At 59.8% G+C, this 22,888-nt stretch carries 17 protein-coding genes and 1 pseudogene; 9 read left to right on the top strand and 9 right to left on the bottom strand.

The window, feature by feature from the left end:
* Nucleotides 1-60: 60 nt before the first annotated feature.
* Nucleotides 61-984 (top strand): LysR family transcriptional regulator, encoded by a 924-nt coding sequence (locus tag BLW70_RS14395; protein WP_074874981.1) that lies wholly within the window; start codon nt 61-63, stop codon nt 982-984.
* A 132-nt stretch (nt 985-1,116) separates the two neighbouring features.
* Here the strand turns inward: BLW70_RS14395 and BLW70_RS14400 are convergent, their stop codons facing one another.
* The 3 genes and pseudogenes from BLW70_RS14400 to BLW70_RS14410 form a co-directional block, all read right to left on the bottom strand.
* Complete coding sequence (locus BLW70_RS14400) at nt 1,117-1,845, bottom strand: aspartate/glutamate racemase family protein (RefSeq protein ID WP_074874983.1); 729 nt, start codon at nt 1,843-1,845, stop codon at nt 1,117-1,119.
* Between the two features lie 56 nt (nt 1,846-1,901).
* Nucleotides 1,902-3,436: pseudogene (locus tag BLW70_RS14405) on the bottom strand (NCS1 family nucleobase:cation symporter-1).
* 571 nt (nt 3,437-4,007) lie between these two features.
* Entirely contained in the window at nt 4,008-4,748 is a 741-nt protein-coding gene (locus BLW70_RS14410; RefSeq protein WP_074874985.1) for a phosphoadenylyl-sulfate reductase, read from the bottom strand.
* 173 nt (nt 4,749-4,921) lie between these two features.
* Here BLW70_RS14410 and thrH point away from each other — a divergent pair, with 173 nt between their 5' ends.
* On the top strand, nt 4,922-5,539 hold the full coding sequence (gene thrH / locus BLW70_RS14415) for a bifunctional phosphoserine phosphatase/homoserine phosphotransferase ThrH (protein ID WP_074874987.1): 618 nt from the start codon (nt 4,922-4,924) through the stop codon (nt 5,537-5,539).
* Nucleotides 5,540-5,683: 144 nt separating this feature from the next.
* Here thrH and pabB read toward each other — a convergent pair whose 3' ends face one another.
* The 4 genes from pabB to rloA form a co-directional block, all read right to left on the bottom strand.
* Nucleotides 5,684-7,021 (bottom strand): aminodeoxychorismate synthase component I, encoded by a 1,338-nt coding sequence (gene pabB / locus BLW70_RS14420; protein ID WP_074874989.1) that lies wholly within the window; start codon nt 7,019-7,021, stop codon nt 5,684-5,686.
* 218 nt (nt 7,022-7,239) lie between these two features.
* Complete coding sequence (locus BLW70_RS14425; RefSeq protein WP_074874991.1) at nt 7,240-8,226, bottom strand: alpha-L-glutamate ligase-like protein; 987 nt, start codon at nt 8,224-8,226, stop codon at nt 7,240-7,242.
* Nucleotides 8,226-9,761 (bottom strand): osmotic stress tolerance membrane protein RloB, encoded by a 1,536-nt coding sequence (gene rloB / locus BLW70_RS14430; protein ID WP_074874994.1) that lies wholly within the window; start codon nt 9,759-9,761, stop codon nt 8,226-8,228. The genes BLW70_RS14425 and rloB overlap by 1 nt, the downstream gene beginning before the upstream one ends.
* A 5-nt stretch (nt 9,762-9,766) precedes the next feature.
* Nucleotides 9,767-10,303: a retropepsin-like aspartic peptidase RloA gene (rloA, locus tag BLW70_RS14435; RefSeq protein ID WP_074874996.1), complete on the bottom strand. Its 537-nt coding sequence runs from the start codon at nt 10,301-10,303 to the stop codon at nt 9,767-9,769.
* 302 nt (nt 10,304-10,605) lie between these two features.
* On the opposite strand from rloA, the gene BLW70_RS14440 reads away from it, so the two are divergent.
* The 6 genes from BLW70_RS14440 to prpD all read left to right on the top strand — a co-directional run bounded on the left by BLW70_RS14440 (nt 10,606) and on the right by prpD (nt 19,285).
* Nucleotides 10,606-11,325 (top strand): GntR family transcriptional regulator, encoded by a 720-nt coding sequence (locus BLW70_RS14440; protein WP_173860498.1) that lies wholly within the window; start codon nt 10,606-10,608, stop codon nt 11,323-11,325.
* Entirely contained in the window at nt 11,322-12,212 is an 891-nt protein-coding gene (prpB, locus tag BLW70_RS14445) for a methylisocitrate lyase (RefSeq protein ID WP_008146328.1), read from the top strand. The genes BLW70_RS14440 and prpB overlap by 4 nt, the downstream gene beginning before the upstream one ends.
* A gap of 202 nt (nt 12,213-12,414) precedes the next feature.
* Entirely contained in the window at nt 12,415-13,542 is a 1,128-nt protein-coding gene (gene prpC / locus BLW70_RS14450) for a bifunctional 2-methylcitrate synthase/citrate synthase (protein WP_074875000.1), read from the top strand.
* 205 nt (nt 13,543-13,747) lie between these two features.
* Nucleotides 13,748-16,342, top strand: a complete 2,595-nt coding sequence (gene acnD, locus BLW70_RS14455; RefSeq protein ID WP_074875002.1) for a Fe/S-dependent 2-methylisocitrate dehydratase AcnD — start codon at nt 13,748-13,750, stop codon at nt 16,340-16,342.
* Between the two features lie 54 nt (nt 16,343-16,396).
* Nucleotides 16,397-17,587: a 2-methylaconitate cis-trans isomerase PrpF gene (prpF, locus tag BLW70_RS14460; RefSeq protein ID WP_074875004.1), complete on the top strand. Its 1,191-nt coding sequence runs from the start codon at nt 16,397-16,399 to the stop codon at nt 17,585-17,587.
* A 213-nt stretch (nt 17,588-17,800) separates the two neighbouring features.
* Nucleotides 17,801-19,285 (top strand): 2-methylcitrate dehydratase, encoded by a 1,485-nt coding sequence (gene prpD, locus BLW70_RS14465; RefSeq protein ID WP_074875005.1) that lies wholly within the window; start codon nt 17,801-17,803, stop codon nt 19,283-19,285.
* A 41-nt stretch (nt 19,286-19,326) separates the two neighbouring features.
* On the opposite strand, the gene BLW70_RS14470 is transcribed toward prpD, so the two are convergent.
* Complete coding sequence (locus tag BLW70_RS14470; protein WP_162493970.1) at nt 19,327-20,214, bottom strand: DMT family transporter; 888 nt, start codon at nt 20,212-20,214, stop codon at nt 19,327-19,329.
* A 137-nt stretch (nt 20,215-20,351) separates the two neighbouring features.
* On the opposite strand from BLW70_RS14470, the gene BLW70_RS14475 reads away from it, so the two are divergent.
* Nucleotides 20,352-21,761 carry an aminotransferase-like domain-containing protein gene (locus BLW70_RS14475; RefSeq protein WP_074875009.1) on the top strand — a complete coding sequence of 470 codons (1,410 nt, stop codon included), beginning with the start codon at nt 20,352-20,354 and terminating at the stop codon, nt 21,759-21,761.
* Nucleotides 21,762-21,898: 137 nt separating this feature from the next.
* On the opposite strand, the gene ppsR is transcribed toward BLW70_RS14475, so the two are convergent.
* Nucleotides 21,899-22,717, bottom strand: coding sequence for a posphoenolpyruvate synthetase regulatory kinase/phosphorylase PpsR (gene ppsR / locus BLW70_RS14480; protein WP_074875012.1), 819 nt, complete (start codon nt 22,715-22,717; stop codon nt 21,899-21,901).
* Between the last annotated feature and the right edge of the window lie 171 nt (nt 22,718-22,888).

The following is a 22,888-nucleotide window of genomic DNA, read 5'->3' on the forward strand; positions in this document are numbered from 1 at the left end:
CCAGCTGTGTAGACGGTAATTGCGATAGTCTGTGTAAACCAAAAGTTTATAGTGGCGCTTATGGAAACCTTCAGCAGTATCGAATGCTTCGTGCGCAGTGCCGAGGTCGGCAGCTTCGCCGAGGCCGCACGTCGCCTGAGCCTGACCCCGGCGGCGGTGGGCAAGAGCGTCGCCAAGCTTGAAGCGCGGCTGGGTGTGCGGCTGTTTCAGCGCAGCACTCGCAGCCTGACGCTCACTGAAGCGGGTCATCGGTTTCTCGGCGAAGTGAGTTCCAGTCTTCACACGATCCAGAATGCCGTGGCCAATCTGGCCAGCGCCGAGGGGCTACCCGCGGGGACGTTGAAGGTCAGCATGGGCACGGTGTTTGGGCGTTTGTACATCGTGCCGTTGCTCGGGGAGTTTCTGCGGCGCTTTCCGGCGATCAACCCGGACTGGCATTTCGATAACCGTCAGGTCGATCTGATCGCTCAGGGTTTCGATGCGGCGATTGGTGGGGGATTCGAGCTGCCGCAGGGGGTAGTGGCGCGCAAGCTGACACCGGCCCATCGGGTGTTGGTGGCGTCAGCCGACTATCTTGCAGGGCGTGAGGTGATTGCCGAGCCCGATGATCTCAAACATCACGATGGCATCCTGATTCGATCGCCACAGACGGGTCGTGTGCGTTCCTGGCAATTGACCAGTCGCACCCAGCAACACAGCCCGCTGACGCTCAAGGCGCGGATGACCATGAGCGATTCGGAGGCGGCCTGCGCTACCGCCGCCCAAGGGTTGGGCATTGCGCTGGTGAGCATGCCGTTTGCCGTGGGCTATCTGGAGGCCGGGACGTTGCAGCGGGTGCTGCCGGAATGGTTTGTCGACGATGGCAACATTTCGATCTATTACGCGGAGCACAAATTGTTGCCGGGCAAGACTCGGGCGTTTGTGGATTTCATCATTGAGCAGTTTGCGGAGCAGGGGTTGGGGCAGCGGTTTAGTGCGGTTTGAGCCAGCTTCAAAACCGAGGCGCGGCCATCGCGGGCAAGCCACGCTCCCACAAGATCTGCGTCGTTTACATTATTGAGATACGACACAGAACCTGTGGGAGCGTGGCTTGCCCGCGAAGAACGATAACGCGGTCTACTGCCCGAAACGCCCGGGCCAGCCAATAATTTTCTTCGGCCGCGGCGTCGCATAGGTCCGCACTTTCGACGTCGACAATCCCAACCGCACCAGCGACTCGGCAATCGTCACCGCCGCCGTCACACCATCCACCACCGGTACGCCAGTGCGTCGGCGAATCTGTTCATCCAGCCCGGCCATGCCGCCGCAGCCCAGGCAAATCACCTCGGCCTTATCTTCAAGCACGGCCAGTTCCGCCTGACGAATAATGGCTTCCAGCGCACGCTCGGGATCGGATTCCAGTTCCAGCACCGCCAAACCGCTGGCCCGCACCGACGCGCAACGGTCCCAGAGTCCGGACAGTTTGAGGCGGTCCTCGATCAGCGGCACGGTGCGGTCCAGCGTAGTGACCACCGAGTAGGCATGGCCGAGGAACATGGCGGTGCTGGCCGCCGCATCGGTGATGTCCACCACCGGCACGTTGAGCAACTCCTGCAAGCCCTCGCGGCCGTGCTCGCCGTAACCGGCCTGGATTACGGCGTCGAAGGGTTGGTCGTAGGACATTACCCGGTCCATCACCGCGATGGCGGCCAGATAACTTTCGAAATTGCCTTCGATGGAGTCAGCACCGAAGTAGGGCGTCAGGCCGATGATTTCCGTGCCCGGCGCGGCCACGGACTGAGCCGAACGCGCGATGGCCTGGGTGATGGATTCGGTGGTGTTGACGTTGACCACGAGAATTCGCATGGGAAGTCCTTATAGCGGGTGGTTCTGCGGCCCGACGGTGCCGGGCCGCCAAGGGATTAATGGCTGACGTTATCGACGGCGATGGCTTCGCCGCTGACGTCGGCGTAATGGGGCTGCCGTTTGGCGATGATCAGGTAGAGCATCCCGGCAATCCCGGCACCGATCAGCCAGGAGAAAGGCGATACGCTGTCGAAGCCGGGTACCAGCGCCAGGACAATGGCGATCAGCGCGGCAGGAATGAACGCCGCGACGGCGCGTAAATTGACTCCACGGCTGTAGTAATAAGGACCGTTGGGGTCTTCGCTGTACAACTGCGGCACATTGACCTGACCTTTTCGTACGAGCCAGTAGTCAACCATGATCACCCCGTACAACGGGCCGAGCAGGGCGCCAAGGCCGGACAGGAAATACACGATCACCAGCGGACTGTTGTAGAGATTCCACGGCAGGATCAGCACCGCGATGGTCGCGCTGATCAGCCCGGCGCGGCGGAACGTCAGGTATTTGGGCGCCAGGTTGCTCAGTACGAAGGCCGGGGCGACGAAGTTGGCCATGATGTTCACCGCCACGGTGACGATCAGGAACGCCAGGCAACCGAGCACCAGAAAGAAGGTGTCGGGAATCGAAGCGATGATCTCGGTCGGGCTTTCGATGATCCGGCCATTGATCTGGAATTGCGCGCCGCAGAGCAGGACGGTGATGCTGGCGAACACCAGAATATTCACCGGCAGGCCCCAGAAATTACCGACCTTGATGGTCTTGCGGCACGGCGAAGAACGGGCGAAGTCGCAGAAGTTGAGGATCAGCGTGCCGTAGATCGACAGCCACAACGCGCCGCCGGCAAAGATGTTGCGCCACATCTCGCCGCCGGTCAGTGGTTCGCGGATCGACCAGGCGATGGTCGCATTGGCCTGAAAGTACATCCACGCGGCGAGGGCGGCGACGGTCAGCAGAATCACAGGCCGGCGAATGCTTCGTAGCGCCGCACCATTTCCATGCCATAGGCAAGAATCACCAGTTGCACGAACCAGATCGCCACGAAACACACCCAGCCCAGGCTCGATAGGCCGAGGATCGAGTTGTGGTCGTAGTCGGCGAAGCCTGGATGAATGGCGGTCAGCAGTACTCGAAAGACCACCGAGGCCAGGTACGTCTGAATCCCGAACCAGGCGATGGCGATAACGGCACGGATCAATGCAGGAATCTGTGCCCCGTGAATGCCGAAACTGATCCGGCTGATGACAGGAAACGGCACACCGGTCTTCTGTCCCATGTAGCCGGAGAGGTTCATGAAGCAATACACCAGCGCCGCGCCGATCCCCAGGGACAGCAGGATTTGCCAGCCGCCCAGTCCGAGGGCGTACAGCCCGATGGCGAATGAGTAATTGGCGATGTTGTGAACGTCGTTGGTCCACAGGGCGAAGATGCTGTAGCGGCCCCAGCGTCGACCTTCGGCCTTGGTCGGCGCCAGGTCCTGGTTGTGCAGGCGAGGGCTGAGTACGACGGGTTCGTCAAACGTTTGGTCGTGAGAGGTTGAAGGTGGGGAGGAGGGCAGATCCAGCGCGATGTTGTTGGAAAGACTAGTACGCATTCCGGCAGGCTCCGAGCTTGGCGTCGCGATGACTGTGCATGAGCGTTGGCTCGACAAATCTTCGTCGCGGGCAATCAGCATCATTGGTTACGGGGCATCTGCAGCCTGTACGGGATAGGGCGCTTCAGGCTTGCGGATCTAAAGTGTGTGTATGTTTTGAAATGATTGTATACAAAACATGTATGCACTTAAGCCAGATCCATGCCAGTCAGCGATCTATGAATTTCATCGCTAATTTCGTTTTGTTATCAGTAGGCGATAAGTGACTGAAATAAAGGCAATATAAATTGACTGTTTGAACAGGTATTTATTTTTCAGCGGGATTTTCAGGAAATGTCGACTGAGGAAGTCAGGGCAGGGGCGTGTAACTTTTTGGGGCGCTGAAATTAAAAGTGCACACACAAATGGCACCTATGGTGACATTCCTGTGTACACATTTACAGGGGCTGCACAGCCCCTGTGGGAGTGAGCCTGCTCGCGATAGCGGTGTAGCAGTCACCATCAATGTTGGATGTCAGCCCGCCATCGCGAGCAGGCTCACTCCCACATTGGATCTCACAAGGCTGGGGGGTTATTCCTTGGATTTGCTGATGATATTGCCCGCATGCAGCCCGCATTCTTTCTGCGTCGCTTCTTCCCACCACCAACGACCTTCGCGCTCGTGCTGGTTCGGCAATACCGGGCGGGTGCAGGGCTCGCAGCCGATGCTGATGAACCCTCGTTCATGCAGGCTGTTGTACGGCAGCTCGAGCATGCGGATGTAGCCCCAGATCTCTTCGCTGGTCATTTGTGCCAGCGGGTTGAATTTGTAGAGGGTGCGTTCCGGGGTGGAGAACGCGGTGTCGATTTCCAGCACTGCGACGGCGCTGCGAGTGCCAGGGCTTTGATCCCGACGCTGCCCGGTGGCCCAGGCCGCCACTCCCGAGAGCTTACGACGTAGCGGCTCGATCTTGCGGATGCCGCAGCATTCGCCATGGCCGTCCTTGTAGAAACTGAACAGGCCTTTTTCCTTCACGAAGGGTTCGAGCTTGGTGTAGTCCGGCGACACCAGTTCGATGTCGATCTTGTAGTGCTCGCGCACCTGATCGATGAAGCGATAGGTCTCGGGGTGCAGGCGGCCAGTGTCGAGGCTGAACACTTTGACGTTCTTGTTCAGCTTCCAGGCCATGTCTACCAGCACCACGTCTTCGGCGCCGCTGAAAGATATCCACAGGTCATCGCCAAACTCGGCGAACGCAAGTTTCAGGATGTCCTGGGCGGATTTGTTGGCATAGGTCGTGGCGAGTTCCACGACGTCGAACGTTGGGCTCATCAGGGCGGCTTCCTACAGGTCGGTGGCGCTGGGCGCTCTATATGGGGCTGATGGTAACAAAATCCTGCGGCCGCTGGCGCGCCCTCTGCGTTGCGCAGGCTTGCCTGAATCGCTAGAGTTCGGCAGTCCTTTTGCTCGCTCGACTCAATAATCAATACAAATGGGAGTGTCTTGTGGAAATTGCCTGTCTGGATCTTGAAGGTGTATTGGTCCCGGAAATCTGGATCGCCTTCGCCGAAAAAACCGGGATCGAGTCCCTCAGGGCCACCACCCGGGACATCCCCGACTACGACGTGCTGATGAAGCAGCGTCTGCGGATTCTCGACGAGCACGGCTTGAAACTCTCCGACATTCAGGAAGTAATCGCCACGCTCCAGCCGCTGGACGGCGCCATCGAGTTCGTCAACTGGCTGCGTGAGCGCTTTCAGGTGGTGATTCTGTCGGACACGTTCTACGAGTTCTCCCAGCCGCTGATGCGTCAACTGGGCTTCCCGACCTTGCTCTGCCATCGTCTGATTACGGACGATTCCGGTCGGGTGACGAGCTATCAATTGCGTCAGAAAGATCCCAAGCGCCAGTCGGTTTTGGCCTTCAAGAGCCTTTACTACCGGGTGATCGCGGCGGGGGATTCCTACAACGACACCACGATGCTGGGCGAGGCGGATGCGGGAATTCTGTTCCATGCGCCGGACAATGTGATTCGCGAGTTTCCGCAGTTCCCGGCGGTGCACAGTTTTGAGGAGCTGAAGCAGGAATTCATCAAGGCTTCGAACCGGGCTTTGAGTTTGTAAGCACAACCTGTGGCGAGGGAGCTTGCTCCCGCTCGGCTGCGCAGCAGTCGTAAAACCGGCGCATGCGTTCTATCTGAAGGTGCGCGGCGTCTGGTTTTGGGGGTGCTTCGCACCCAGCGGGAGCAAGCTCCCTCGCCACAAAAGCTAGAGGTTTTGCAGGGTATCGAGCAGGACTTTCACCTTGGTAATCGATTCCTGATATTCGGCCTGCCACTCCGAGTCCGCGACGATCCCGCCACCGCCCCAGCAACACACCTGCCCATCTTTCACCAACAAGCTGCGAATCGCGATCGAACTGTCCATCTCGCCGCGCACGTCCAGATAGAGCAATGACCCGCAGTACAACCCACGACGCGTGGGCTCCAGTTCGTCGATGATTTGCATCGCGCGAATTTTTGGTGCGCCGGTAATCGAGCCGCCCGGGAAGCTGCCAGCGATCAGGTCCAGGGCGTCCCGGTCATCCGCCAGCTCACCGGTCACGCTGCTCACCAGGTGATGCACGTTCGGGTAGCTTTCCAGGCTGAACAACTCCGGCACCCGCACCGACCCGATACGGCAAGTACGGCCGAGGTCATTGCGCAGCAGGTCGACGATCATCAGGTTTTCCGCGCGGTCCTTGGGGCTGGCCAGCAGTTCGGCGGCGTTCGCCGCATCTTCGGCAGCGGTCAGTCCGCGAGGGCGGGTACCTTTGATCGGCCGGGTTTCCACATGGCGTTCGCTGACTTTGACGAAGCGTTCTGGTGACAGACTCAACACTGCGCCGCCGTCGGGTAAACGCTGAAAACCGGAAAACGGCGTCGGGCACGCTGCCCGCAGCGCGCAATACGCGGCCCATGGATCGCCCTGGCACTGCGCGCGGAAACGCTGGGCGAAGTTGACCTGGTAACAATCGCCGGCCTGGATGTACTGCTGAATGCGTTCTAGCGCCTGGCGATATTCGTCAGCGCTCAGGTCGGCCTTCATCGGGGCTTTCAACTTGAAAGACTCGACTGCTTCAGCGGGAGGCTCACTGAATAGGGTGATCAGACGCTGACGTTCGCTGTCGACCAGCGACGGGTGGAAAACCAACTGACTTGTATTCAGTTGGTGATCGCTGATCAGTGCCCAGTCATACAGCCCGAAACGTGCGTCGGGTAGCTGCAGATCGTCCTGCGCCTGACTCGGCAGGTTTTCCAGATGCCGACCGAAGTCGTAGCTCAGGTAACCGATCAGGCCGCCAGCGAAGGGCAAATCGTAAGGAACAGCCGCTTCACCGAGTCGTGTCAGATTGTCGCGAAGGCGTTGCAGGAAATCGCTGCCACTTTCGTCAGGCAATACCGCTATTTGCTCCAGCGGCCAGGCACTGAGCAAGTCATAACGTCCACGCTCGGCACTCGGCCGGCCACTGTCGAGCAGCACGGCACCGGGGGCGTGACGAATCGCCGCGAAGTACTCGGCGGGGTTGGCGCAATAGGGCAGCGGGTGTACGGAACAGGTCAACATGGGCGGGGCAGATCAGCCATCGAGGCGGGGTGGCGATTGTAGTCTCCTCGGGGAATTGCTCCTAGAGGGGATGTCGGGGATTGCTAGATAGAAGGCTGTTTGATCGTTCCCACGCTCTGCGTGGGAATGCATCCCGTGACGCTCCGCGTCACAGGCGGACGCAGAGCGTCCGTGGCGGCATTTCCACGCGGAGCGTGGGAACGATCGATGTAAGGGTTTCAGCCCTCAACCGCCGGAATATGCCCAAACATTTCCTGAACGAACTCAACCCGTTCCTCCACCGTCTCAACAACCCCGCGAGCCTTCAACTCTTCCAGCCGCGCTTCAACCGCATGGGTGCGCAATGTCAGCCCGCAATCATTGGCAATCTGAATGTTCAACCCCGGCCGGGCGTTGAGTTCGAGAATCAGCGGCCCCTTTTCCTGGTCCAGCACCATGTCGACACCGATATAACCCAGCCCGCACAGCTCATAGCAGCCCGCGGCAAGTTTCATGAAACCGTCCCAGTAGGGCAGTTGCACGCCGTCCACTGCGTTGGTGGTGTCAGGGTGTTTGGTGATGATGTTGTTTAGCCAGGTGCCGCGCAGGGTCAGGCCGGTGGCGAGGTCTACACCGACGCCGATGGCGCCCTGGTGCAGGTTGGCCTTGCCGCCGGACTGGCGGGTGGGCAGCCGCAGCATGGCCATCACCGGGTAACCCATCAGCACGATAATCCGAATGTCCGGCACGCCTTCGTAGCTGATGCTCTTGAAGATCTGGTCCGGGGTCACGCGGTACTCGATCAGCGCCCGATCCCGATGACCGCCCAGGGAGTAGAGGCCGGTCAGGATGCTGGAGATATGGTGCTCGATTTCCTCATGGCTGATGATCTTGCCGGACACCGTGCGATAGCGGCCCTCGAAACGGTCGGCAATCACAATGATGCCGTCACCGCCCGCGCCCTGGGCCGGTTTGATCACGAAGTCGTTGCGCCCGCCGATGATGGCGTCGAGGTTGTCGATTTCTTTCTCGGTGGAAATCACGCCATACAGCTCCGGCACATGAATGCCGGCGGCGATGGCGCGTTCCTTGGTGATGATCTTGTCGTCGACAATCGGGTACAGACTGCGCTTGTTGTACTTGAGCACGTAGTCTGCGTTACGCCGATTGATCCCCATGATGCCCCGGGCTTCCAGGGCCTTCCAGGTCTTCCAGAAGCCGAACATCAGGCGTCAGCCTTCTTCAGGAAGGCCTTGAAACGCACCAGTTCGGTCAGGCGGTAGCCGCGATAACGCCCCATGGCCAGCATGAAGCCCACCAGGATCAACAGGATCGCCGGGAAGGTGAACACGAAGTAAACCAGTTCCGGAACGCTCATGATCAGGTGCGCCAGCGACGCGGCGAACAGCGTACCGATCGCCACTTTCATGGCGTGGCCGGAACCGCGTTCTTCCCAGGTAATCGACAGGCGTTCGATGGTCATGGTCAGAATCACCATCGGGAACAGTGCCACCGACAAACCGCGCTCCAGGCCGAGTTTGTGGCTGAACAGGCTGATCGCCGCGATCAGCACCACCACGAACGTCAGCACCACCGACAGCCTCGGCAGCATTTGCAGCTTCAAGTGTTCAAGGTAGGAGCGTAGCGACAGGCCCAGCGCCGTGATGACCGTAAACAGCATGATGCCGAAGCCGAGCTGGGTTTCCCGGAATGCCAGGGCGATCAGCACCGGCGTAAAGGTGCCGAGGGTCTGAATGCCGATCAGGTTGCGCAGGATCAGGATCACCAGCACGCCGATCGGGATCATCACCATGATCATGAAGGTCTGCTGGGTTTGCAGCGGCAGGCCGTACAGCGAATATTCGAGAAAGTTGGCGTCGGTGTTTTCGTCGGTCAGCTTGGCCAGGCGAATCGCGTTCATTTCGCTGTTGTTCAGGCTGAAGGTCACGTTGGCCTTCTTGCCGCCATCGACGGTGATCAGGTTTTCGTCACCGGTCCACCACAGCAGGCGATCGGTCGGCAGGCCCTGTTCACCGGTTTCCGGGTTGAAGTACAGCCAGTCGGTGCCGTTGAAACTGCGCAACCACAGTTCCGGCATTTGCGGCTGGTCGGCCACCAGACGAATGGTGTGGACCTTTTCCACCGGCACGTGCGCGATGGACAGCACCAATTCGACGATTTTCGCCTTGTGCCCGGGGGACGGATCGCCGGCCAGCAACAGCTTCACATTGTCGTCGTTGAGATTGTTGACACGCTTGATGGCTTCGCCGATGAAGGTTTCGACGTCGGCCGAGTGCTGGCGGATCGGTGCCAGCAGGGCTTCGGCGGCGACTTTTTCCGCGCCTTCGACGGCGATGCTGTCACGGAAGGTCGGCCCTTTGACCTTGGATTTTTCACCGGTGTAGCGCTTGGTCAATACCAGGCGGTAATAAAGCGTTTGATTGCCCTTGGCCCGACGTGCCGACCAGGTGACTTTGCGGTTGCCGTCGACACGGTTCACGGCCACGCCGTAGTTATTGGAAATGAAACTCTCGTTGAGGCTGACGTAATCGCGGCTTAGCGGCGGCACGAACATCTGGATCTTGACCGGGTCCTTGGTACTGGCGACGAACTCGACTTTGGCGTCGATGTTCCACAAGTCGTCGGTAGCGTCTTCGGTCACGGGGATGCCGAGCACGAAGATCTGATAGGCCGTGACTGAAATACCCAGCACCACCAGGATGGCGATCAGGAATTTCAGATGAAGGGTAAGAGAGCGCATTGGAATTACTCTGCGGTATGAGCGTCGGTGGCGCAGGCGGGTTTGCCAGCAGCGTATTTAAGACTGGGGTCGACCAGCGCATCGAAGCGTTTTAGCGCTTCGGAGCCGATCAGGAGCGGGTATTGGAAGGCGCTGCGGTCGGTCAAGTTCACTTCGATACTGCGTAAAGCCGAACCCATGCAGATATTCAGCTCGATCACCGGACGGGCGGTGTACTTCTTGCCTTCCTCCGGGTCGTAGTCGCCGGCCCGGCGCTTGATCTTGCTGACGCGGGCCAGTGGCCGTTCGATCGGGTGTGAGTGCGCAGCGTCAATGGCCAGATAGAAGCGCACCCAGGACTCGCCATTGCGTTTGAAGCGTTTGATGTCTCGGGCGCTCAGGGACGCGGTTTTCGCCCCGGTGTCGAGTTTGGCGGCAACTTCCAGGTTGATGCCGTCCAGGGAGGCGTACTCGTTGAGGCCGTAGACAGTCTTTTCCCCTGCCGCGGCAAAACCGGGCAGGCAAAGAAGATAAAGGAAGGTGGGGAAGGGCTTGAGTCTCATAAATCCTGGTGCGCAGCGGTCCGTATTTCGATTCAAGGCCCTGGCATCGCTGCGCAAGCTCCCTCGTATGCCTATCAACTGTTTATGACAAGCAGTGCAGATGTCACAAACAAATGCGGCCGGCATTCTAGCACGGTGGTTTTATGGCGCCAGCGCTGGCGGGTGGCTATAAACCACAGTGCTGCTTTGTTATGGTGCGGGCGGTTATTAGACGATTGTCGACAATACCGATTTTCTCTTTGACTAATCGACCTGTATTCGCTAGTTTTTGCGGCATCCGCTTTCAAGGTGTCGACAATATGCTGGATCAACTCGATCCCCCGGTCATTGCCCAAGACGATTCAGAGACGCTTTCCGAGAACGTCTTCCGGCGCATTCAGGCGGCCATCGTCAAGGGCGAGATCGCCCCGGGCAGCAAGATCTCCGAGCCGGAACTGGCGCGCACCTATGGCATCAGCCGCGGGCCGCTACGTGAGGCGATCCACCGTCTGGAAGGCCAGCGCCTGCTGGTTCGCGTACCGCACGTCGGGGCGCGGGTGGTTTCGTTGAGCCATGCCGAGCTGCTGGAACTCTACGAAATCCGCGAATCCCTCGAAGGCATGGCCTGCCGTCTGGCGGCCGAGCGCATGACACTCGAAGAAATCGACGAACTGCGCCGGGTCCTCGAAACCCATGAGCGCGATGCGGCGTTTCAGGCCGGTGTCGGCTACTACCAACAGGAAGGCGATTTCGACTTCCATTACCGAATCATCCAGGGCAGCGGCAACCGCACCCTGACGCAGATGCTCTGCGGCGAGCTCTATCAACTGGTGCGCATGTACCGCATCCAGTTTTCCACCACGCCCAATCGTCCGCGTCAGGCCTTTGCCGAGCACCACCGAATTCTCGACGCCATCGCCGACCGTGACGGTGAGCTCGCCGAGTTGTTGATGCGCCGCCATATCGGCGCCTCCAAACGCAATATCGCTCGTCACTATCAGGACGGCGCCAACCAGACAGCCACTCAACGAGGTGAGTCATGAGTTCCAACAAGAGCACTCCAGGCCAGCGATTCCGCGATGCGGTCGCCAGCGAACATCCGCTGCAAGTGGTCGGCGCGATCAATGCCAACCACGCGCTGCTGGCCAAGCGCGCCGGTTTCAAGGCTATTTATCTGTCGGGTGGCGGGGTGGCTGCCGGCTCCCTCGGCGTGCCGGACCTGGGCATCACCGGCCTGGATGACGTGCTGACCGACGTGCGTCGCATCACGGACGTCTGCGACCTGCCGCTGCTGGTGGACGTGGACACCGGTTTCGGTTCCTCGGCGTTCAACGTGGCCCGTACCGTGAAGTCGATGATCAAGTTCGGCGCGGCAGCCATTCACATCGAAGACCAGGTCGGCGCCAAGCGCTGCGGTCACCGTCCTAATAAAGAGATCGTGTCCTTGCAGGAAATGGTCGATCGGATCAAGGCCGCCGTTGATGCGCGCACCGACGACAGCTTCGTGATCATGGCCCGTACCGACGCCCTCGCAGTGGAAGGTCTGGAATCCGCTTTGGATCGCGCCGCCGCATGCATCGAGGCCGGCGCCGACATGATTTTCCCGGAAGCCATCACCGAACTGGACATGTACAAGCTGTTCGCCAGCCGCGTGAAAGCGCCGATCCTGGCCAACATCACCGAGTTCGGCGCGACGCCGCTGTACACCACCGAGCAGCTTGCCGCTGCCGATGTGTCACTGGTGCTGTACCCGCTGTCGGCGTTCCGCGCGATGAACAAGGCGGCGGAAAACGTCTACACCGCGATCCGCCGCGACGGCACGCAACAGAACGTGATCGACACCATGCAGACCCGCATGGAGCTTTACGATCGCATCGACTACCACACCTTCGAGCAGAAGCTCGATGCGTTGTTTGCCGCGAAGAAGTAATTGTTTATGTAGCAGCTGCCGAGCAACGCGAGGCTGCGTTCGAGGCCGAAGGACTCGCCAAGCCAGGCGATCGCGTCAGCAGGTTTTACGACTGCTGCGCAGCCGAACGCAGCCTCGCGCTGCTCGACAGCTGCTACGAAGTGAGATAACCGTTTAGAAATTGCAGATTCCCTGACAAATTCAAGAAAAACTGGAGACAGCAATGGCCGAAGCAAAAGTACTCAGTGGCGCCGGGCTCCGTGGTCAGGTTGCCGGGCAAACCGCACTGTCCACCGTGGGCCAGTCGGGCGCAGGCCTGACCTATCGTGGCTACGACGTTCGCGAACTGGCGGCTGACGCACAGTTCGAAGAAGTGGCCTACCTGCTGCTGTACGGCGAACTGCCGACCCAAACCCAACTCGCCGCTTACATCAGCAAACTGGGCAAGCTGCGCGATCTGCCGCAAGCGCTGAAAGAAGTGCTGGAGCGCATCCCTGCCGACGCCCACCCGATGGACGTGATGCGCACCGGTTGCTCGTTCCTGGGCAACATCGAACCGGAGAAAGACTTCTCTGAACAACACGATGTGACTGACCGTTTGCTCGCCGCGTTCCCGGCGATCATGTGCTACTGGTATCGCTTTAGCCATGACGGCAAACGCATCAGCTGCGTGAGCGACGAACAATCCATCGGCGGCCACTTCCTGCACCTGCTGCACGACAAGAAGCCGAGCGAGTTGCACGTTAAAGTGATGAACGTTTCGCTGATCCTCTACGCGGAGCACGAGTTCAACGCCTCGACGTTCACCGCGCGGGTTTGCGCCTCGACCCTGTCGGACATGTATTCGTGCATCACGGCGGCCATCGGCTCGCTGCGCGGTCCGCTGCATGGCGGCGCCAACGAAGCGGCGATGGAAATGATCGAGCGCTTCAGCTCGCCGCAAGAGGCCGTCGAAGGCACCCTCGGCATGCTTGCGCGCAAGGACAAGATCATGGGCTTCGGTCACGCGATCTATAAGGACAACGATCCGCGCAACGAGGTGATCAAGGGCTGGTCGAAAAAACTCGCCGAGGAAGTGGGCGACACCGTGTTGTTCCCGGTGTCCGAAGCCATCGACGCAACCATGTGGGAGCAGAAGAAGCTGTTCCCGAACGCCGACTTCTACCATGCGTCGACGTACCACTTCATGGGCATCCCGACCAAGTTGTTCACCCCGATTTTCGTCTGCTCGCGCCTGACCGGCTGGGCGGCGCACGTGTTCGAACAACGTGCCAACAACCGCATCATCCGCCCGAGCGCCGAATACGTCGGCGTCGAACAGCGCAAGTTCGTGCCAATCGAACAACGCTGAATGGGAGGGCGCCGGTAATGGTTACTGGGCAAAACGAATAACCCTGTGGGAGCGGGCTTGCCCGCGATAGCGGTGGGTCAGTCGACATCTTTGTCGGATATGACTCAGTCATCGCGGGCAAGCCCGCTCCCACAGTGGATCGTGTTTGCTTCAATAGCTGCGCCAGGCGCCCACCCTTCGTAACCACCGTGACCGAGTCTTGACGATGAATACTGAATTCCGCAAACCGCTGCCCGGCAGCCATCTGGATTACTTCGACGTCCGCGCGGCTGTCGAGGCCATCCAGCCCGGCGCCTACGACACTCTGCCGTACACCTCCCGCGTGCTGGCGGAAAACCTGGTGCGTCGCTGCGACCCGGCCACGCTCACCGAATCCTTGAAGCAATTTATCGAGCGCAAACGCGACCTCGACTTCCCATGGTTCCCGGCCCGCGTGGTGTGCCACGACATTCTCGGCCAGACCGCGCTGGTCGATCTCGCCGGCCTGCGTGACGCCATTGCCCTGCAAGGTGGCGACCCGGCGCAAGTGAACCCGGTGGTGCCGACGCAATTGATCGTCGATCACTCCCTGGCCGTCGAACGCGGTGGTTTCGATCCGGAGGCGTTCGAGAAGAACCGCGCCATCGAAGACCGTCGCAACGAAGACCGTTTCCACTTCATCAACTGGACCAAAAAGGCCTTCAAGAACGTTGATGTGATCCCGCCGGGCAACGGCATCATGCACCAGATCAACCTGGAGAAAATGTCTCCGGTGATCCAGGTGCGCGACGGCGTGGCGTTCCCCGATACCTGCGTCGGCACCGACAGCCACACTCCACACGTCGATGCACTGGGCGTGATCGCCATCGGTGTCGGCGGCCTGGAAGCTGAAAGCGTAATGCTTGGCCGCGCGTCGTGGATGCGTCTGCCGGAAAGCGTCGGCGTCGAATTGACGGGCAAGCTGCAACCGGGCATCACCGCCACCGACATGGTGCTGGCGCTGACCGAGTTCCTGCGTCAGCAAAAAGTCGTTGGCGCATGGCTGGAGTTCTTCGGCGAAGGCGCCTCCGCGCTGACCCTCGGCGACCGTGCGACCATCTCCAACATGGCCCCGGAATACGGCGCCACCGCCGCGATGTTCTACATCGACCAGCAGACCATCGACTACCTGAAACTCACCGGCCGTGAAGACGAGCAGGTGCAGTTGGTCGAGAACTACGCCAAGACCACAGGCCTGTGGGCTGACAGCTTGAAGAATGCGCAATACGAGCGTGGGTTGACCTTCAACCTGTCCTCGGTAGTGCGCAACATGGCCGGCCCGAGCAACCCGCACGCCCGCGTCGCCACCTCGGACCTCGCCGCCCAAGGCATCTCCGGCCAGTGGGACGACGTTCCTGGCCAGATGCCGGATGGCGCAGTGATCATCGCCGCTATCACCAGTTGCACCAACACCAGCAACCCGCGCAACGTGATCGCCGCCGGCCTGCTGGCGCGCAATGCCAACAAGCTCGGCCTGACCCGCAAGCCGTGGGTCAAATCGTCCCTGGCGCCGGGTTCGAAAACCGTGGCGTTGTACCTGGACGAAGCCGGCCTGACCACCGAACTGGAACAGCTCGGCTTCGGCGTCGTGGCCTTCGCTTGCACCACCTGCAACGGCATGTCCGGCGCACTGGACCCGGTGATCCAGCAAGAAATCATCGACCGCGACCTGTACGCCACCGCTGTGCTGTCCGGCAACCGCAACTTCGATGGCCGGATCCACCCATACGCCAAGAACGCCTTCCTCGCTTCGCCGCCATTGGTGGTGGCTTACGCCATCGCCGGGACCATCCGTTTCGACATCGAAAAAGATGTGCTGGGTGTGGTCGACGGCAAGGAAATCCGCCTGAAAGACATCTGGCCGAGCGACGAAGAAATCGACGCGGTGGTCAAGGCTTCGGTCAAGCCGGAGCAGTTCCGTCAGGTCTACATTCCGATGTTCGCCATCCATGAAGACACCGGTCCGAAAGTGACGCCGCTGTACGACTGGCGCGAGATGAGCACCTACATCCGCCGTCCGCCGTACTGGGAAGGCGCGCTGGCCGGGGCGCGTCCGCTCAAGGGCATGCGTCCGCTGGCGGTGCTGCCGGACAACATCACCACCGATCACCTGTCGCCTTCGAACGCGATCATGTTGGACAGTGCCGCCGGCGAATACCTGGCGAAAATGGGCTTGCCGGAAGAGGACTTCAACTCTTACGCGACTCACCGTGGCGACCACCTGACCGCGCAACGCGCCACCTTCGCCAACCCGAAACTGTTCAATGAAATGGTTCTGGAAAACGGCAAGGTCAAACAGGGCTCGCTGGCTCGTGTCGAGCCTGAAGGCAAAGTGATGCGCATGTGGGAAGCCATCGAAACCTACATGGAACGCAAGCAGCCGCTGATCATCATCGCCGGCGCCGACTACGGTCAGGGTTCGTCCCGCGACTGGGCGGCCAAAGGCGTGCGTCTGGCGGGTGTGGAAGCGATTGCCGCCGAAGGCTTCGAGCGCATTCACCGCACCAACCTGGTGGGCATGGGCGTGTTGCCGCTGGAGTTCAAACCGGGCACCGACCGCAAGACCTTGGGCATCGATGGCAGCGAAACCTACGACGTGATCGGTGAGCGCACCCCGCGTGCCGAGCTGACGCTGGTGATCAACCGCAAGAACGGTGAACGCGTCGAAGTGCCGGTGACCTGCCGCCTCGACACCGCCGAAGAAGTGTCGATCTATGAGGCCGGCGGCGTGCTGCAACGCTTCGCTCAGGACTTCCTCGAAGAATCGGCGGTTGCCGTTTAACACGATGAGTTCGGGCGGGGCCATGCGGCCTCGCCTGATCCTAAAAGGAACATCATGGCTCACGCACCTCAAATCAGAATCCCTGCCACCTACATGCGCGGCGGCACCAGCAAAGGCGTGTTCTTCAGCCTGAAAGATCTGCCTGAAGCGGCACAGGTTCCAGGCCCGGCGCGCGATGCCTTGTTGCTGCGCGTGATCGGCAGCCCCGACCCGTACGACAAGCAAATCGACGGCATGGGTGGCGCGACCTCCAGTACCAGCAAAACCGTGATTCTGTCGAAAAGCACCAAGGCCGATCACGACGTCGATTACCTGTTCGGTCAGGTGTCCATCGACAAGCCTTTCGTCGATTGGAGCGGCAATTGCGGCAACCTGTCGGCGGCGGTCGGTTCGTTTGCAATCAGCAATGGTCTGGTGGACGCCAGCCGCATCCCGCACAACGGCGTTGCCGTGGTTCGCGTGTGGCAGGCCAACATCGGCAAGACCATCATCGCCCACGTGCCGATCACCAATGGTGAGGTGCAGGAAACCGGTGATTTCGAACTCGACGGCGTGACCTTTCCGGCCGCTGAAGTGCAGGTCGAATTCATGGACCCGGCAGCGGAAGAAGAGGGCGGCGGTGGTTCGATGTTTCCTACCGGCAACCTGGTCGATGACCTCGAAGTGCCTGGCGTCGGAACCTTCAAGGCGACCCTGATCAATGCCGGTATTCCGACGATTTTCGTCAATGCCGAAGACATCGGTTACACCGGCACCGAGCTGCAAAGCGCGATCAACAGCGATCCGAAAGCGTTGCTGATGTTTGAAACCATTCGGGCTTACGGCGCATTGCGCATGGGCCTGATCAAGGATCTGGACGAAGCGGCGAAGCGTCAGCACACGCCCAAGGTTGCCTTTGTGGCCAAGCCTGCGGACTACGTTGCTTCGAGTGGCAAAGCGATTGCGGCGGCTGATGTCGATCTGCTGGTGCGCGCGCTGTCCATGGGCAAACTGCACCACGCGATGATGGGCACGGCGGCAGTGGCGATTGGTACGGCGGCGGCAATTTCCGGCACGCTGGTGAACCTCGCCGCGGGCGGTATCGAACGCAATGCCGTGCGCTTCGGGCATCCGTCCGGCACGTTGCGTGTGGGTGCTGAGGCGAGCCTGGTGAACGGCGAGTGGACCGTGAACAAAGCCATCATGAGCCGCAGTGCGCGGGTGTTGATGGAAGGTTACGTCCGCGTGCCGGGCGATTCTTTCTGATCCCAATCCAGAGATGAACACAAAACCCTGTGGGAGCGGGCTTGCCCGCGATGAGGCCTTCACATTCGGCATCTATGCTGGCTGATACGCCGCCATCGCGGGCAAGCCCGCTCCCACAGGGGACTGCATTTCAACAATAAGAATGTTGTAACCAACCAAGATTGCCCCTGAACCGAGGTCCCATCAACGAACCACTTCAAGAGTGAATCGAACATGAGCACCAACGTCGACCAGAACAACCGCCCCGACTACGACACGGTCCTGCAGGACATTGCCGACTACGTCCTCAACTTCAAGATCCAGTCCGCCGAAGCCCTCGACACCGCCCGCAACTGCCTGATGGACACGTTGGGTTGCGGCTTGCTGGCCTTGCGCTTCCCTGAGTGCACCAAACACCTCGGCCCCATGGTGGAAGACACCGTTGTCCCGTTTGGCGCGCGCGTCCCCGGCACCCGTTATCGCCTCGACCCGGTCAAGGCCGCCTGGGACATCGGCTGCATCGTCCGCTGGCTCGACTACAACGACACCTGGCTCGCGGCCGAATGGGGCCATCCGTCCGATAACCTCGGCGGCATACTCGCGGTGGCCGATCACTTGTCGCAAAAACGCCTGGCCAATGGCGACGCGCCGCTGACCGTTCGCGCGGTGCTCGACGCCATGATCATGGCTCATGAAATCCAGGGCGTGATAGCGCTGGAAAACTCCTTCAATCGTGTAGGCCTGGATCACGTCATTCTGGTGAAAGTCGCCTCGACCGCGGTCACCGCCAAGCTGATGGGCGCCAATCGTGAGCAGTTGTTGTCGGCGCTGTCCCATGCGTTCGCCGACGGCCAGGCGTTGCGCACTTACCGTCATGCGCCGAATGCCGGATCGCGTAAATCCTGGGCGGCCGGCGATGCATCCAGCCGTGGCGTGCGTCTGGCAGACATCGCGATGCGTGGCGAAATGGGCATCCCCGGTGTACTCAGCGCGAAACAATGGGGCTTCTACGACGTGCTGTTCAGCCACACCAACAGCGACCTGGCGCTCAAGCCTGAAGACAAACGTGCGTTCAGCTTCTCCCGCAAGTACGGCAGCTACGTGATGGAAAACGTGCTGTTCAAGATCAGCTTCCCGGCCGAGTTCCACGCGCAAACGGCCTGCGAAGCGGCCGTGACGTTGCATCCGCAAGTCAGAAATCGCCTGCACGAAATCGACAAAATCGTTATCACCACTCACGAATCGGCGATCCGCATCATCTCCAAGGTCGGCCCGCTGGCCAATGCGGCGGACCGTGACCATTGCATCCAGTACATGACAGCCGTGCCGCTGGCGTTCGGCAATCTGGTGGCCGAGCAGTACGAGGACGTCTTTCACGCGGCGCACCCGATCATCGACGTGCTGCGCGACAAAATGGTCATCGTCGAAGACCCGCGCTACACCCGCGAATACCTGGAGGCCGATAAGCGCTCCATCGCCAATGCGATACAGGTGTTTTTCAAGGACGGCACCAGCACCGAAAACGTGTTGGTGGAGTACCCGATCGGCCATCGCCGTCGCCGCACCGACGGCATCCCGCTGCTGGAGGACAAGTTCAGGGCGAACCTGGCAACGCGCTTCACCGCCCAGCGCAGCGCCGAGATTTTTGCGTTGTGCAAGGACCAGGCGAAGCTTGAAGCGACACCGGTGAACCGCTTCATGGACCTCTTCGTAATCTGATGCAAATCTCTGTAGGAGCATGCTCCTACAGAGGTGGGGCTTCAGGTGTTAAACCATTTTTCGATCGGCAACTTGGTGATCGCAAACCCCGTCAGCAGAATCACCGAGTACATCATCAATTCCTGGGACACGGTTTGCCCCTCGTACCAGGCACCGATGATCACCGCGAACACCGGAAAAATGATGAACACAAACGACAGAATGATCGGGCTCAGCCGCTTGAGCAGCAGGAAGTAAACGATAAACCCGCCCACCGACGCCACCAGCCCCAGATAGAGCAGGGCGCTCCACGAACGCGCGGTGATGGCGCCGAACTCCGGTGCTTCGACACTCAACCCGGCGGCAAACAGCATCAGCCCGGCGATGCCGATTGGCAGCGTGTTGTAGGTAATCACGCTGATCGCCGTGCCGTGTTTTTTCGTCACCACGTAGCACAGTGCATGCATCACCGCCGCGCAGAGGATCGCCAACACCCCGAACATTTCGGCATGGTCCAGATGCAGCCCCTGGCTGCGGATGATCATGAACAGACTGCCGAAGCCGATGGCTATGCCCAGCACTTGCGAGGGGTAGATTTTCTCCCGCAGAAACAGCGAGGAAAACAGCAGGATGAACACCGGCATGCAGCTGAACAGCAGCGCCGTCAGGCCGGACGAAACGTGCATCTCGCCGTAGTTGAGCAAGTAGTACGGCAGGCTGAAATACGACAGCGTGACAAAGATAAAAAACCAGCGACTTTCCTTGGGAAACAGCAGCGGCTCACGACGTATCAGGGCGAAGCCGAGAAAGAGCGGGAAGGCGATGAGGAACCGCAGGCCGGCGGCGGTCAGCGGCGGCACGCTTTCAACGGCAATCTTGATCCCGAGCCACGTGGTGCCCCAGCTCAGGCATACGATCAGGAACAGCACGCTGGTGACCAGGGCGGCCAGCCAGGGTTTGGCAATAGGTGAAGGTGCGTTGATGGCAATGGACATGATCGGACTCCTTTTATCGTCGGAATTGACCTCCTTCTGCAAAAGGTCTATCCCTGATTGAACCTGTTTCAAGCACGCTATTCGGGGCTGCAATGACTGTCAAAACAAGTATTGCCACGGTGTCAATCCTGCGCGACGGCCTGGCGAACGGTCTGGGTGTGAAATACAAACGCCTCGCCGACGCCGTTGAGAAAGGCATTGCTGAAGGGGTTATAGAGTCCGGCTGCAAATTGCCGCCGCATCGCCTGTTGGCGGAGAGCCTTGGTGTGACCATCGGTACCATCAGCCGCGCTTATGGTGAACTCGAACGGGTGGGATTGGTGGTCGCTCGCGTAGGAGACGGCACCTATGTGCGTCAGCGCGGAATGGAGCGACCGCGGGACGGTGGCTTTCGCAATGTCAGCAATGAGCCTCGTGCGTTTTTTGACATGAGCCGCAATCAACCGATTCCGGGGCAGGAAGCGCTTTTTCTGAGTCGGAGCCTGCAAGCGTTGTCCCTTGATGCTGAGGCGTTGCAACACATCAGCGGCTACACCGTCGACGTCGGTTTGCCACGCTATCGTGCGGCGGGCGCGCAATGGCTCAGGCATAAAGAATTTGTCCCGAATGCCGAGCAGATCGTTTGCGTGAACGGCGGCCAGCACGGCCTGTTGTGTGCCTTGATGGGGTTGCTCAAGGCGGGCGATACGTTGGTGACGGAACACCTGACCTATCCGGGGTTGATCAGAGTCGCGCGCCAGCTCGGGATAAAACTCATCGGCGTCGGGATCGATGATGAAGGCCTGGTGCCCGATGCCCTGGATGAGGTTTGCCGCAATCATCGTGTGTCGGCGCTGTATTGCACACCGACAATCCAGAATCCTACGGCTGCGGTGATGTCCGTCGCACGGCGGGAGGCGATTGCAGAGGTCTGTCGGCAGCACAATCTGTTGATCTTTGAAGACGAAGCCCACGCGGTATTGGCTCAACAGCGACCGTTACCCTTGAGCCATTTCGCCCCGGAGCGTTCGGTGCTGATCGGCAGTCTGAGCAAGGCGGTTTCGGCGGGTTTGCGGGTCGGTTACCTGCATGCGCCGCAACCGTTGATCGGACGCTTGAGCGCAGCCGTACGCGGGACGTGCTGGATGGCCAGCCCGTTGTCATTGGAGGTGGCGAGTCTGTGGATAGAAAACGGCATGGCCGAGCAGTTGCTGGGCCAGCAGATTGCCGAGATCGGTCGGCGCAAGGCGTTGGTCAGTGGTTTGCTGGAAGGTTTGCCGTACAAAACCCATCCGCATAGCCCGCACTTCTGGATCGAAGTGCCCAAGCCTTGGCGGGCCTCGCAGATTGCTGAGGAGCTCAAGGCGAATAATTATCTGGTGGCGACGGCTGAATCGTTTGCGGTCGGGCAGGGGGCGGTGCCGCAGTTTATCAGGGCGAGTGTGTGTAATTCGGCGGGGGATGATCGGTTGTTGCTTCAAGGGTTTGAAGCGTTGGCGGGAGCTTTGGCTGAGACTGAGTGATCGTTCATCGTCGGAACGCCGCCCGGAGCAAGCTCACTCCCACAGTTGATCCCCAGTGGACACAAAGTTTATGTACGACAGAGATCAACTGTGGGAGTGAGCCTGCTCGCGATAGCGGTATAACGGGCGCTACAGCACTACTTGAACCGCCGCTCCACACCTTTCTCCACCAGAATCTTCGCCGAAATCTCTTCCACCGAAAAATGCGTGGAATTGATGTGCGGAATGTTCTCGCGACGGAACAGATTCTCCACCTCGCGCACTTCGAATTCGCACTGGGCGTAGCTCGAATAGCGACTGTTGGGCTTGCGCTCGTTACGGATCGCGGTGAGGCGGTCCGGGTCGATGGTCAGGCCGAACAGTTTGTGCTGGTGGGCACGCAGGGTTGCTGGCAATTGCAGGCGTTCCATGTCGTCTTCGGTCAGCGGATAGTTGGCCGCGCGAATGCCGAATTGCATGGCCATGTACAGGCACGTCGGCGTCTTACCGCAACGCGACACGCCCACTAGAATCAGGTCCGCCTTGTCGTAATAATGCGTGCGCGCACCGTCGTCGTTGTCGAGGGCGAAGTTGACCGCTTCGATCCGCTCCATGTAATTGGAGTTGCTGCCAATCGAATGGGACTTGCCGACGGTGTAGGAAGAATGCTCGGTCAATTCCTGTTCAAGAGGCGCCAGGAAGGTCGAGAAAATGTCGATCATGAAACCATTGGACGTTGCGAGGATCTCACGGATGTCCTGGTTGACAATGGTGTCGAAGATGATCGGCCGAAAGCCGTCGGTTTCGGCGGCTTTGTTGATTTGTTGTACCATGGCCCGCGCTTTATCCGCGTTGTCGATGTATGGCCGCGTGAATTTGCTGAAGGTAATGTTTTCGAACTGCGCCAGGAGGCTTTGGCCGAGGGTTTCGGCTGTGATGCCGGTGCCGTCGGAAATAAAGAAAGCAGATCGTTTCATTTGCACCTTGGGCCTTAAGCTAGTGACGAATCTTGGATATGATAGGCGCGATTTGCCGGCCGCCAGTGGCCCGCATTCTCACTTATTTTCCAGGTCCAGGCCATACAGCTGGCAAACGCTCCTTAGAGCAGCCGGCTTCTGAGCTTTTCCAACACAGTTAGTGGAGAGATC

It is taken from the genome of Pseudomonas frederiksbergensis (assembly GCF_900105495.1).
Taxonomy (GTDB): Bacteria; Pseudomonadota; Gammaproteobacteria; order Pseudomonadales; family Pseudomonadaceae; genus Aquipseudomonas; species Aquipseudomonas frederiksbergensis.